The 13677-nt window shown below is 53.9% G+C and carries 11 protein-coding genes; 9 read left to right on the top strand and 2 right to left on the bottom strand.

What is annotated here, in order from left to right; genetic code table 11:
- Positions 1-124: 124 nt before the first annotated feature.
- A complete protein-coding gene (gene araD, locus KAJ71_RS08150; protein WP_248945255.1) occupies positions 125-820 on the bottom strand; it encodes an L-ribulose-5-phosphate 4-epimerase in 696 nt (231 codons plus the stop codon).
- 470 nt (positions 821-1290) lie between these two features.
- Here araD and KAJ71_RS08155 point away from each other — a divergent pair, with 470 nt between their 5' ends.
- The 9 genes from KAJ71_RS08155 to menI all read left to right on the top strand — a co-directional run bounded on the left by KAJ71_RS08155 (position 1291) and on the right by menI (position 13013).
- Positions 1291-2100 (top strand): DeoR/GlpR family DNA-binding transcription regulator, encoded by an 810-nt coding sequence (locus KAJ71_RS08155; protein ID WP_248945256.1) that lies wholly within the window; start codon positions 1291-1293, stop codon positions 2098-2100.
- Positions 2101-2305: 205 nt separating this feature from the next.
- Positions 2306-3310, top strand: a complete 1005-nt coding sequence (locus tag KAJ71_RS08160) for a substrate-binding domain-containing protein (protein ID WP_248945257.1) — start codon at positions 2306-2308, stop codon at positions 3308-3310.
- A gap of 68 nt (positions 3311-3378) precedes the next feature.
- Positions 3379-4893: a sugar ABC transporter ATP-binding protein gene (locus tag KAJ71_RS08165; RefSeq protein ID WP_248945457.1), complete on the top strand. Its 1515-nt coding sequence runs from the start codon at positions 3379-3381 to the stop codon at positions 4891-4893.
- Positions 4886-5875 carry an ABC transporter permease gene (locus KAJ71_RS08170; protein WP_248945258.1) on the top strand — a complete coding sequence of 330 codons (990 nt, stop codon included), beginning with the start codon at positions 4886-4888 and terminating at the stop codon, positions 5873-5875. Before KAJ71_RS08165 ends, KAJ71_RS08170 begins: the two co-directional genes overlap by 8 nt.
- 14 nt (positions 5876-5889) lie before the next feature.
- Complete coding sequence (locus KAJ71_RS08175; RefSeq protein WP_248945259.1) at positions 5890-6936, top strand: ABC transporter permease; 1047 nt, start codon at positions 5890-5892, stop codon at positions 6934-6936.
- Entirely contained in the window at positions 6936-7832 is an 897-nt protein-coding gene (locus KAJ71_RS08180) for an L-ribulose-5-phosphate 3-epimerase (protein ID WP_248945260.1), read from the top strand. Before KAJ71_RS08175 ends, KAJ71_RS08180 begins: the two co-directional genes overlap by 1 nt.
- The gene (locus tag KAJ71_RS08185) at positions 7832-9310 is read left to right on the top strand and encodes an FGGY-family carbohydrate kinase (RefSeq protein WP_248945261.1); all 1479 of its coding nucleotides are present in this window, start codon (positions 7832-7834) and stop codon (positions 9308-9310) included. Before KAJ71_RS08180 ends, KAJ71_RS08185 begins: the two co-directional genes overlap by 1 nt.
- Before the next feature lie 233 nt (positions 9311-9543).
- Positions 9544-12600 carry a D-2-hydroxyglutarate dehydrogenase YdiJ gene (ydiJ, locus tag KAJ71_RS08190; RefSeq protein ID WP_248945262.1) on the top strand — a complete coding sequence of 1019 codons (3057 nt, stop codon included), beginning with the start codon at positions 9544-9546 and terminating at the stop codon, positions 12598-12600.
- On the top strand, positions 12597-13013 hold the full coding sequence (gene menI / locus KAJ71_RS08195; RefSeq protein ID WP_248945263.1) for a 1,4-dihydroxy-2-naphthoyl-CoA hydrolase: 417 nt from the start codon (positions 12597-12599) through the stop codon (positions 13011-13013). The genes ydiJ and menI overlap by 4 nt, the downstream gene beginning before the upstream one ends.
- 37 nt (positions 13014-13050) lie before the next feature.
- On the opposite strand, the gene KAJ71_RS08200 is transcribed toward menI, so the two are convergent.
- Positions 13051-13455, bottom strand: a complete 405-nt coding sequence (locus tag KAJ71_RS08200) for a hypothetical protein (RefSeq protein ID WP_248945264.1) — start codon at positions 13453-13455, stop codon at positions 13051-13053.
- Positions 13456-13677 lie beyond the last annotated feature (222 nt).

Here is a 13677-nt window from a genome sequence, read left to right on the forward strand (position 1 = left end):
TAACCAATGATCCCTAGCTGTCTTAAGCCTAGGGTGTTAAACGCAGCAATTTAAGTGGGCAGACCAGCCTGGGAGCTTGGCTGGTCGATTATTGAGGTGATCCAGAGATAGTGTTGGCGGTAGCTTATTGGCCGTAATAGGCTTTGGCACCGTGCTTACGTAGGTAATGTTTGTCTAATAGCGTGGCCTGCACCGGGGGAACCTGTGGGCTGAGTTGTTGGGTGAACAGATTCATATAGGCGATCTCTTCCAACACCACGGCATTATGCACCGCGCTGGATGCATCTTTTCCCCAGCTAAAGGGGCCATGGCTGTTGACTAAAACCGCCGGGATCTCATTAGGGTTGATGCCGAGCTGTTGAAAGGTCTCGATGATGACCTTACCGGTTTCATGCTCGTATTCGCCAGCGATCTCCTCATCGTGCATTAGACGGGTACAGGGAATGGTGCCATAGAAGTAGTCTGCGTGGGTGGTGCCTAATGCCGAAAGCGATCTTCCTGCCTGCGCCCAAATGGTAGCATGGCGGGAATGGGTGTGGACGATGCCGCCAATGTCAGGGAAGGCTTGATACAGAGCAAGATGGGTTGCCGTATCCGAAGAGGGCTTTTTATTTCCCTCGACGATTTTGCCGCTCGCCAGTTCAACCACTACCATATCGTCTAGCTGCATGGTGCCGTATTCCACCCCTGAAGGCTTAATCACCATTAATCCGCTTTGGCGATCGATACCGCTGACATTGCCCCAGGTAAATGTCACTAATTGATGCTCAGGCAATAATAAATTTGCCTCAAAAACCTGCCGTTTTAATTCCTGTAACATGATTCACCTCGAAAGATAGCTGGGCACACCACATCTGGCTCTACGCATTCGGGAAAGGGCGCTAACGTCAATAAAACGTTATTGCCGAGCGAATAAATAGTGGGGCCGATTATTTGTCTCGAGCTAAAATACTGCGCTTACCCATAGGATTAAAGCGCACAACGCTGCCGGAAAGATTAAATGGTTAGATTTGGGCGTAATCGGTCACATTCGGGCATTGATTTTATGTTTGAATGTGACCGCTTGTTTTTGCTAAAGACTTTTGTTGACGCCTAATGTCCATTTTTGTGTGATTATTATCGCAATTAACTTGTTGTATTTTTGTTTTTGTTGCATTTATTTGTGATTAATGTCGCATAATGGCCGGTGAGAAAGGCAGGGAAATCGTTTCTTGAATTGAGTCACTTTCATGCCAGCTAAAAAATATCATTATAGCGTTAAGCCAAACTCGGTATTTTTAGAGGGATAACATGTTACAAGCCGAACGTTATAAGCTCATTTGTACGCACGTACAACAACAGGGCTCTGCTTTGGTGACTGAGTTATCCGAGGTCTGTCAGGTATCGCCTGAGACGATCCGCCGCGATTTGCGGGTGTTGGAAAAGAACAAGAAGTTGATCCGCAGCTTTGGCGGGGCCGTGGCGTTGGACGTACATGAAGTACCAGTGATTGATTCCTGGGAGCGCGCGGCGGTGTCAAACAGCGTCGATCAGGCGGAGAGTTTTCGTAAAAGGACGGAAGAACACCCTGATATTAAGATGAAAATAGCCAAATCCGCCCTGCAATTTATTCATCCAGGTGACTGCATCCTGTTGGATAACAGCAGTACCTGCTGGTTTTTGGCCCGGCAGATCCCGGATATTGAGATTACTGTGGTCACCAACTCGGTCAAAATCATTCAGGCATTGGCCTGCCGCGACAAGATCCGTGTGATAGGCATTGGTGGTGAATACTCAAGAAGGCATGATGACTTTCATGGCCCGGTGGCCGAAAGCGCGCTGAGAAATTTTCAGATCAATACCTTTTTCTTCTCGTGCCAAGGATTAAATCAGGAACATGGCATCCGCGATGGCAATGAAATCAACGCCCGATTAAAACAGGTCATGTTACAGGTGTCGGCGAAAAAGATTTTGCTCGCAGGCTCCAGTAAGTTCGAACAATATTCATTTTGTAAGATATGTATGCTGGACGAAGTAGATATTCTGATCACTAATAAACTCGTTTCACCTAAGTATCGCGGGGATAATCCAGGGTTGGAAATTATCGAAGCCCATAAGTAAGCCGCTCTTAAGGAAATGACGGGTACGATAAAATTATTATTGTGTGCAGCAATAAAACAGTGTCAACACCAGTGTCAGTTAAAATGGTTAAGTAAAAATAATATAAATCCCGATGGCTTAATTGCACCTCATTAATATCAATAATCTGGGGGCAATAAAGCCGGGAATCTTACTGCTTAAATAAAATTCTGTCGAGGAACGTCTTATGAAAAAAGCACTCTTACCTTGCCTGATCGCCACGCTGATTACCGCTCACTCCGCCTGGGCCGAAGATGCCGTGGCGGTGCAAAAAGCCAACAAACCTTTCACCATGGGCGTCGTGGTTAAAGTTGGCGGCATCCCGTGGTTTAACGTGATGGAACAGGGCATTAAAGAGGAAGGCAAGGCTTTGGGCGTCAACGCTTGGCAGGTTGGGCCAACGACGGCGGATCCGGCAGAGCAGGTACGGGCGATTGAAGACCTGATCGCCAAAAAGGTCGACGTGATTGGAGTGGTGCCTAACGATGCTAAGGTGTTGGAGCCGGTACTCAAACGTGCTCAGGAAGCCGGAATTAAGGTGATCACCCATGAATCTCCGGCCCAGGTGAATGCGGACTGGGATTTCGAACTGCTGGATACCCAGATCATGGGGGCCAATCACATGAAAGATATGGCGCAGTGTATGGGTGAAGAAGGTAAGTACGCCATGTTTGTCGGCAGCCTGACGGTTCCGCTGGTGAACGACTGGGCTGACGCCGCGATTGCCTACCAAAAAGCGCATTATCCGAAGATGACCCTGGTTGACGATCGTTTTGGGGTGGCGGAATCGGTTGATGACTCAATGCGTACTGCTAACGATTTGCTTTCCAAGTACAAAGATCTGAAAGGGATCATGTCATTCGGTTCGCAAGGGCCGATCGGTGCGGGCCGCGCCATTGATAAGCGTAAGAAGAACGACGCCACCTGCGTGTTTGGTACCTTCACGCCGGGTCAGGGCATCAAACTGCTGGAGAAAGGCGCCATCGACGGTGGTTATATCTCCAACCCAATGCTGGCGGGCAAAGTGTTTGTTCAGGTTGCCACCGCCATGATGAACGGTGAGCCGATCAAGGATGGCGGTAAGCTGGGCGACATGGGGGAAATCAAAATTCAGGGTAATACCATTCTCAGCAACAACCCGGAAAAACTGGACGTGGAAAACACCAAGCGTTTGGTCAAGCTTGGCCTGTAAACACGGGTGATGTGGTATTGCCGGGCAAGCATTTTGCCCGGCATCTGGTTATTGCAGGGAACCATATGATGAGTCAACTTTCTGATATTGATAATAAAGTGCCATTGATTACGCTGAAATCACTGTCAAAAAGCTTCGGGGGGCATCAGGCGCTGAAAAATATCACGCTGACCTTGAACCAGGGGGAGGTCCATTGTCTGGCAGGGGCTAATGGCTGTGGCAAAAGCACTCTGATTAAAACCATCAGTGGCGTCTACGCTCCCGATGTGGGCAGCGAAATATGCATCGACGATAAGGCCTACAACCGCCTGACCCCAGGGCGTGCGCGTGATTTAGGTATTCAGGTTATCTATCAGGATCTTTCGCTATTTCCTAATTTGACGGTGGCGGAAAATATCGCGTTTGAATACAACCTGAACGGCTATCTAGGCTGGTTCAGCAAGCGCAAACTCCAGGCTAAAGCCCGGCAAATCCTTGATGAGCTGGCATTCAATATCGATCCCGATGCGCTAGTGCAGCATTTACCTATTGCCCAACGTCAGCAGATCGCGATTTGCCGCGCCTTGGTAGCACAGGCACGCTTGGTGATTATGGATGAACCGACCGCTTCGCTAACGCGTACCGAGGTCAATCAACTGCTGCGCACGGTGAACTATCTGCGGGATAAAAATATTACCGTGGTGTTTGTCAGCCACCGCCTGGATGAAGTGAAAGAGATTTCTGACCGTATCACGGTGATCCGTGACGGCGAAAAAGTGGGTACCTGGGAAGCGCAGGATTTATCGACCGGGCGCATTACCGAACTGATGACCGGGCTGACCATCGTGCATGAGCAAAAACCACCAAATGCCGAGCTGGGCAAGGTGGTGATGCAATTGGATAAGCTGAGCCGCAAAGGCCAGTTTCAGGAGGTTTCGTTCAGTCTGCATCGCGGTGAGGTGTTGGGGCTGTGTGGGCTGCTGGGGGCAGGGCGTACCGAACTGGCGCTCAGCCTGTTTGGCATCACGCGCCCAGACAGTGGCGAACTGCACATCGAGGGTAAAAAAGTTCGCATCAAAAACAACACCCAGGCGATTGAGCTGGGTATTGGCTACGTGTCGGAAGATCGCCTGACGCTGGGGGCCGTTCTAGCTCAGTCAGTGGCCGACAACATGGTGCTATCCATCCTCAAACGTATCCGCACGCCGTGGTGCCTGATTGATGAGGCGCATAAGGATGAGCTGGTGCAGCAGTGGGTCAAGGATCTGGATATCAAGGTAAGTAACCCTGACGACGCTTTGTCCACTTTATCTGGGGGTAATCAGCAGAAAGTGGTGTTGGCGAAATGGATCCTGACCCGGCCCAAGATCCTGATCTTGGATGCGCCAACGGTGGGCGTAGACATTGGTGCCAAGGACAGTATTTACAAGCTGATCCATCGCCTGTCCGGCGTTGGCATCGCCGTATTGCTGATCTCTGATGAGGTTCCCGAGGTTTATTACAACTGCGACCGCATTTTGCATATGTCGCAGGGGCGGATCGTCAATGAACTGATCCCCGGCCAGATGAGTGAGCAGCAGCTTGCGGAGGCGATTAATGGTTAATGTAAACTGGCTTAAGCCGAGTTCTGTCGAGGGATGGTTGGGCTGGGTGATTGCCATCATGCTGGTGCTGTTCTCCCTGCTCAGCAGCGAGTTTCTCTCGTTGCAGAACCTGCTGGATTTAAGTGAAAGCTACGCGGTTACCGGTATTTTTGCCTTGGGCTTGTTTGTGGTGTTGGTCACCGGCGGTATCGATATCTCATTCGCGGCGGTGGCTTCGGTGGTGCAGTACGCGGTGGCTTCGCTGCTGATGCACGACATGGTGACCAACCCGGCCTGGTGTCTGCTGATCGCGGTAGCGATAGGCGTGACTCTGGGCATGGTCAACGCCATCTTGATCTACTCGCTGAATATCGTCTCGATCATTATCACCATCAGCATGCAATCCTTGCTGTTTGGTCTGCTGATGTGGGTCACCGGTGGCCAGAGTATTTATGACTTGCCAGACTGGTGGATCGCCCAACGCTCGGTTCTGCCTTTCAACTATGGCGGTGAAAGCTATCAGATTGGTTTACCGCTGGTGGTGATGCTGGCCATCGCTCTGCTAACCCTATTGCTGCTGACGAAAACCCATATCGGCCGCCAGTTGTACGCGGTGGGCGGTAGCCCTGAATCGGCCCGGCGTATCGGTATCCGTGTCGTGCTGGTGTATCTGTTTGCTTACGGCTACCTCGGGGCTACCGCCGCCATTGGCGGCATGTTGCAGGTGTACAGGATGAGCGAAGTTGTGCCTAGCGCACTGGTAGGGGGCGAACTGGATGTGTTGGCCGCAGCGGTGCTTGGTGGCGCCAGCCTGTCCGGTGGGCGTGGCACGGTGATTGGGACGCTGATGGGGGTGTTCCTGATCGGTATCCTGAAAAACGGTCTGAACCTGATCGGCGTATCCAGCTACTTCGTCAATATCGTGATTGGCATGGTGATCGTGGCGGCGATATGCGTCACGCATTATAAGAAACGCAAAGAAACCGACGTCGGTTTCGTCTGACAGGGGCCAAAAGGATGAAAAACAACCGTTTATTAGCTTTTGATGGCACGGTATCCGGCCTGCTGGGGATCTGCTGTCTGGCGACCTTGACATTTACGCTGCTGATGCCGGGGCGCTTTTTTACCGGAAACACTTTTCTCAGCATTGCGTTTCAACTGCCTGAACTGGGGTTACTGACCTTTGCCATGTTCGTGCCGATGCTGAGCGGCGGGCTGAACCTGTCGATCATCGGTACCGCCAACCTGACCAGCCTGTTTATGGCCTGGTTGCTGATTAGCTTTGTACCGCCAGAGGCCAGTACGGCGGTGCAGCTGATGTGGTTGGTGCTCGCGTTGCTGGGAGCCGCGCTGATCGCAGTGATCATTGGCTGCCTGACCGGGCTGATGATCTCCCGCATTGGTGCCCACCCAATTCTGGTGACCTTAGGCAGTATGACGATTATCAGCGGGATCGGCGTCTACCTGACCAAAGGGGCGGCGTTGAGCGGCATGCCGCCGTTGGTACGCAGTATGGGATCGGAAGTGGTCTGGGGCGTACCGGTACCCATGCTGATTTTCATCGTGGCATCGCTGGCGTTGGCGCTGTTGCTGGGTAAAACCCGACTGGGCAAATCCATCTACATGTGCGGCAGCAATATCAACGCCACCTGGTTTAGCGGCATCCGTACTGACCGGGTGATGCTGGCCATCTATACCATTTCCAGCCTGCTGTGCGTGTTGGCAGGCTTGATCATGATGGCGCGTTTCAACTCGGCGCGCATGGGTTACGGCGATTCCTATCTACTATTGACCGTACTGGCGATTGTGCTGGGGGGAACCAATCCGTTTGGCGGCGTTGGCAAGGTCAGCCATGTGTTTTGTGCATTGCTGGTGTTACAGGTAATCGCCACCGGCCTGAGCCTGTTGGGCGTCAGCCTGCACGTGAATCTGGCAGTGTGGGGCATTACCCTGATCTGCGCGCTGGCTTTCAGAACTTTTAAGGACAAATGGCAGGCACGGCGTGCCATGGATCGTAATCGGGCCAAGCTGCAGCATTCGCTGGCCACCGGTGAGGAAAAATAATGCGTAGTCATCCGTTAGGGATTTATGAGAAAGCGCTGCCCAAGCAAACCAGTTGGTTGGAGAAGCTGGCGCTGGCCAAAGCCTGTGGCTTTGATTTTGTCGAAATGTCGATTGATGAGAGTGACGAGCGTTTGGCCCGCCTGGACTGGACTGCGGAAGAACGCATGGCCGTCATTCAGGCCATGCAACAGACCGGCATCCGCATCCCGACGCTGTGCCTCTCGGCGCACCGGCGTTTCCCGTTTGGTAGCCGTGATAGCGCCACCCGCGACCGGGCCAGGGCGATCATGGTCAAGGCGATCAAGCTGGCGCAGGACTTGGGCATTCGCACCATTCAACTGGCGGGCTACGATGTCTATTACGAACCGCAGGACAGCGAAACGATAGCGCGTTTTGAAGCCTCGCTGGCCTGGGCTGTGGCACAAGCAGCCGGGGCGCAGGTGATGTGTGCAGTAGAGATTATGGATACGCCTTTTATCAACGCCATCAGCAAGTGGAAAGTGCTGGCAGACAAGATCAACTCACCGTGGTTTACCGTTTACCCGGATATCGGCAACCTGACCGCCTGGGGCAACGATGTGGACAGCGAACTGAGCTGTGGCATCGATCAGATCGCGGCTATCCACCTGAAAGATACTTATCCGGTCACTGAGCAAGCACCGGGGCAGTTCCGCGATGTGCCTTTTGGGGACGGGTGCGTGGACTTTGTCGGGCTGTTTAAAACCCTGCAGCGGCTCAACTATCGCGGCACCTTCCTGATCGAGATGTGGACCGAAAAGTCGCCGCAGCCCTTGTTGGATATCATTCATGCGCGTCAGTGGATCGAGGAGCAGATGTGTCTTGCTGGCTGGCAGGATGAGCGTTCATCCATGACGATCCCGGGGGAGATAGCCTGATGAGTCACTATTATTTGGGGATCGACCTGGGCGGAACCGTCACCAAAGCCGGTATCTATACTCCTGAGGGCCAGGAGTGGGTCGTCACCGAACAGGCATTACCGTTGCTAAGCCCGCAGCGTGGATTTTGTGAAAGGGATATGACCGGGCTGTGGGAAGCCACCTGTCAGGTGATCCGCCGGGCGTTGGCCGAAAGCAAGATAGATGCCGGGCAAATCAAAGGGGTGAGCTTCTCGGCGCATGGCAAAGGGCTTTACCTGGTGGACAAACAGGGCCGGGCCGTGCGCAACGGCATTGTTTCATCTGACTCACGCGCCCAAGCTTTGGTCAGCCGTTGGCAGGAAGAGGGCAAAGATCGCCAGGCCTATGGCTACAGTCTGCAACAGCTATGGCCATCGCATCCTGCGGCGTTACTACACTGGCTGAAAGAGCACGAACCGGAAAGCTACGCGCAAACCGGTTATGTGCTGATGGTGCATGACTATATTCGCTACTGCCTGACCGGTGCATTTACCAGTGAGGAAACCAATATTTCCGGCAGTAACCTGTTTAACCAACAGCAGGGCGCGATCGACCCGACACTGTTGGCGATCTTTGGCATTGAGGAAGTAGCGGATAAAACGCCAGCGATCATCGGCTCTGCCGACTGTGCTGGCTATGTCACGACCGCCGCTGCGCAGTTAAGCGGTCTGAAAGCCGGTACGCCGGTATTTGGCGGTATGTTCGACGTGGTAGGGGCGGCTTTGACCTCTGGAGTTCAGGATGCCAGCAAACTCAGCGCGGTAGCCGGAACCTGGTCCATCGCCACCCGGGTTTTCGAACGCATCATGCCAGCGGAATACCCTTATGTTTGGGGTAAATACAGCATTCCTGGCAGCTATTTCGTGCATGAAGGCAGTCCGACCTCGGCCAGCAACCTCGCCTGGTTTGTGCAGCAGTTTCTCCCCAACCTGCCGGACAGCTACGCTACCATGAACCAGTGGGCGCAGCAGGGTTATCAGAAGTCGGAGGATATTTTGTTCTTCCCGTGGCTGTACGGCTCCAACTTCAAGGCCAATGTGAACGGTGGTTTCCTTGGGCTATGTGGCCATCATGGCGTGGAAGATATGGTTTATGCCATCTATCAGGGGATCGTATTCTCGCATCTGCTGCACCAGGATCGCATTCTGGCACTCAGTGCAGGGGCCCAAAGTATCCGCTTTACCGGTGGGCCGACCCATTCACGGGTGTGGATGCAGATGTTTTGTGATGCCAGCAATCTGCCGTTGGAAATTGTCGATGTGCGCCAGTCTGGCTGCCGGGCCGCAGCGCTGTGTGCTTCGGTGGGGGCCGGCGAGTTTAGTGGGTTCAGCACCGCCATGGAGGCCAGCCAGGCACCGATTGTCCGTCTTGAGCCAGATGCCGCGAAACACCGCGTATTGCGCCAACGATTTGACCGCTTCAAGCGGGTGGCGACAGCGCTCAGTGCAGTGGAATAACCACCAGACTCTCCTCTCCCCAAAGCGCAGCTATGGGCTGCGCTATCATTTCCTCCGCTAAATAATGCCAAATGCAGGATGTACAAGCGGCAAAACACCCGCCATTATGAGGTAGATAGCGATGACGCAGTAGCGGGTAACGGCCCTTGCGGTTATCGTGATAATAAAAGACAGGGGAGGGCCAGTTCCGGGCCCGATTAAGCAATTAAGAGCAGACAGAGTCAAACAAGCGAATGATCCCACAAATTTCTCAGGCACCCGGCCTCGTTCAACGGGTGCTAGACTTTTTGGCCGCGTTAAAACAGAGCGGATTCAACGGCGATACCGCCACCAGCTATGCCGATCGGTTGACGATGGCGACAGATAACAGCATTTACCAACTGTTGCCAGATGCCGTGGTGTTCCCTCGCTCAACCGCTGACGTGGCGCTTATCGCCCGGCTGGCCGACGAGGATCGCTTCAAGGCGCTGACCTTCAGCCCGCGCGGTGGTGGCACTGGCACCAATGGGCAGGCACTTAATACCGGCATTGTGGTTGATATGTCGCGCTACATGAACCGCATTCTGGACATCAACGTTGAGCAGGGCTGGGTGCGAGTAGAAGCCGGGGTGATTAAAGATCAGCTCAACCAGTATTTGCGGCCGCTCGGCTATTTCTTCGCGCCGGAGCTTTCTACCAGCAACCGCGCTACCCTTGGCGGCATGATCAATACCGATGCGTCAGGCCAGGGTTCGCTGGTGTATGGTAAAACCTCAGACCACGTGTTGGGGCTGCGGGCGGTGTTGTTGGGGGGGGAAATGATCGACACCCGCGTCATGCCGACGCCGCTGGCGGAAACGATTGCTCAGGAAGACACACCAGAAGGGCGGATCTACCACACCGTGCTGAATCGTTGCCGTGAGCAACGGGCGCTGATCCTGGAAAAATTCCCCAAGCTAAACCGCTTCCTTACCGGCTACGATCTGCGCCACGTGTTGAGCGACGATCTGCAAACCTTCGATCTGACACGTATTCTCACCGGTGCCGAAGGGACCTTGGCCTTTATCACCGAAGCGCGGCTGGATATCACGCCGTTGCCGAAGGTGCGGCGGCTGGTTAACGTCAAATATGACTCTTTCGATTCGGCCCTGCGCAATGCCCCCTTTATGGTGGAAGCCAAGGCGCTGTCGGTGGAAACCATCGATTCCAAGGTGCTGAATCTGGCCCGGGAAGATATCGTCTGGCACTCGGTTAGCGAGCTGATCACCAACGTGCCGGATAAAGAGATGCTCGGTCTGAACATCGTTGAGTTTGCCGGTGACGATAAGGAACTGATCGACGGTCAGATGGAAGCGCTGTGCGAGCGTCTTGACGATCTGATCGCCGAGCAGCAGGTTGGGGTGATCGGCTATCAGATTTGCGGCGATCTGACCGGCATTGAGCGCATCTATAATATGCGCAAAAAGGCGGTTGGCTTGCTGGGTAACGCCAAAGGGCAGGCCAAGCCCATCCCGTTTGCCGAAGATACCTGCGTGCCGCCGCAGCATCTGGCCGATTACATTACCGAATTCCGCCAACTGCTAGATGGCCATAATCTGAGCTACGGCATGTTCGGCCACGTGGATGCCGGGGTGTTGCACGTGCGTCCGGCATTGGATATGTGCGATCCCCAGCAAGAAGTGCTGATGAAGCAGATCTCTGACCAGGTGGTGGCGTTAACCGCGAAATACGGTGGCCTGCTGTGGGGGGAACACGGCAAGGGCTTCCGGGCGGAGTATAGCCCGGCGTTCTTCGGTGAAGAGCTCTATGAAGAACTGCGCCGCATCAAGGCTGCATTTGATCCGCTCAATCGCCTCAACCCGGGTAAGATCTGTCCGCCGTTGGGCGTTGATGCCGTGATGATGAAAGTGGATGCGGTGAAACGCGGCACTTTGGATCGCCGCATTCCCATCGATGTCCGCACCTCGTTCCGTGGTGCGATGGAGTGTAACGGCAACGGGCTTTGTTTCAACTTTGACGTACACAGCCCGATGTGTCCGTCTATGAAGATTACCGCTAACCGGATCCATTCGCCGAAAGGCCGTGCGGCCCTGGTGCGCGAATGGTTACGGTTACTGGCAGAGCAGGGCGTCGACCCCGTCGCGCTGGAAAAGCAGTTGCCGCAGCAGCGCCTCAGCTTCCGCACCCTGGTTGAGAAAACCCGTAATAGCTGGCATGCAGGCAAGGGCGAATATGACTTCTCCCATGAGGTCAAAGAAGCGATGTCTGGCTGCCTGGCCTGTAAAGCCTGTTCGACCCAGTGCCCAATCAAGATCGACGTGCCGGGCTTCCGTTCGCGCTTCCTGCAGCTTTATCACACCCGCTATTTGCGCCCGATGCGTGACTACATGGTCGCTGGCGTTGAGAGCTATACCCCGTTGATGGCCAAAGCGCCGAAGGTGTTCAACTTCTTCTTCAAGCAGCCTTGGGTGCGCGAACTGAGTCGCAACAGCATCGGCATGGTGGATTTACCGCTGCTTTCCAGCCCAACGTTACGCCAGCAACTTTCTGGTCATAGCGCGTTCAGCATGACGCTTGAACAGCTGGAGGCATTGGGAGAAAGCCAGCGCGAGCAGCATGTGCTGGTGGTGCAGGATCCGTTTACCAGCTATTACGATGCTCAGGTCGTGGCAGACTTTGTGCGGCTGGTGGAAAAGCTGGGTTACAAGCCGGTGCTGTTGCCTTTCTCACCGAACGGTAAGGCGCAGCATATCAAGGGCTTCCTGACGCGCTTTGCTAAAACGGCGCGCAAGACTGCGGACTTCCTCAACCGGGTGGCCAAACTGGGGATGCCGATGGTGGGCGTCGATCCGGCGCTGGTGCTGTGTTATCGCGACGAGTATCAAGAAATTCTCGGGGCTGAACGGGGTAATTTCCAAGTGCAATTGGTCCATGAATGGCTGCAAAAGTTGTTGGCAGAACGTGCGGAACAGCCCGCTACCGGGGAAGCCTGGTATCTGTTTGGCCATTGCACCGAAACCACCGCATTACCAGCCAGTACCCAGCAGTGGACTGCTATCTTTGCGCGTTTTGGCGCCAGGTTGGAAAACGTCAGCGTGGGTTGCTGCGGCATGGCGGGCACTTACGGCCACGAAGCCAAGAATCTGCAAAATTCCCTGGGGATTTATGAGCTATCATGGCATCAGGCGCTACAGCGTTTGCCAAGGCAACGCTGTCTGGCGACCGGTTATTCTTGCCGCAGTCAGGTAAAACGCATTGAAGGCAATGGCGTGCGGCATCCATTACAGGCACTTCTGGAGATGATTGCGTGAAGCTGTGGAAACGTGAAACAACGCTGGAACAACTCAACCAAAGCGGCGAAGGTTGCATGGTAGCCCATGTGGGCATTCAGTTCACCCGCTTGGAAGAGGACTATTTAGAGGCGGTGATGCCCGTCGATCACCGCACTACCCAGCCGTTTGGCCTGTTGCACGGTGGGGCTTCGGTGGTGCTGGCCGAGTCGATGGGCTCAATGGCCGGTTATCTGTGTACCGAAGGGGAACAAAAGGTGGTGGGGTTGGAGGTCAATGCCAACCATCTGCGCGCGGTATTTAAAGGGCAGGTACGTGGGGTTTGCCGTGCGTTGCACGCTGGCCGCCGCAATCAGGTTTGGCAGATCGAGATCTTCGACGATCACGATCGCCTGTGTTGTACTTCCAGGCTAACCACGGCTGTGCTGGAGTAATACCAACCCCCGCAGGTTAGCGCCTGCGGGGTAAACATTACAGCGGGAACGGCACCCGTTTCACAAAATCCTTCTGAAAAGCGGTAGCCTTATCCCAGCCGCCTTCCATCGAATATTTCTGACAAATCAGCGTGAGCGTATGCCGGGCAAAATGGTAACTCTGCACGCGGAACAGCTGGCAGCGCTGTGGATTGTTGATTTCAACGATCAGCCGGTTGTGCAGTTTGCTCAGCGCATGCAGATAGCTTTCATCATCGCCATTCTCCAGACATAAATTCGCCATGCCAAGACTAACGCCGTTGTAACGCTTCAGATGATTGATGTTGCATTCCGGCCGCTGTAGCGCCGCTTCTGCCATATAGAAATCTACCGTGGTATCACGGATGTTGAACTTGTACTCATCAATTTTGCCCAGCAGCCACGCATTCATCGAGATAGCCATAGGTCCACGCCCAATCAAAGCTTAATGATAATCATTATCATATTTACTGCTGTGGCGATGATCAATGCTCCCCGCCGATTTTTTTCTGTTGTGGGTCATTTGACCGCCACGGGCTAAAAACACGCGAGCGACTAGACTTAAAGCAGGGAAAGGCATTTTTCAGACAGACAAGATGCAGAAATAGGTATTTTCTATGAATGTTTAAAACAGTCGGCTTATCCG

It is taken from the genome of Serratia silvae, from assembly GCF_023282985.1.
Lineage (GTDB): Bacteria > Pseudomonadota > Gammaproteobacteria > Enterobacterales > Enterobacteriaceae > Chania > Chania silvae.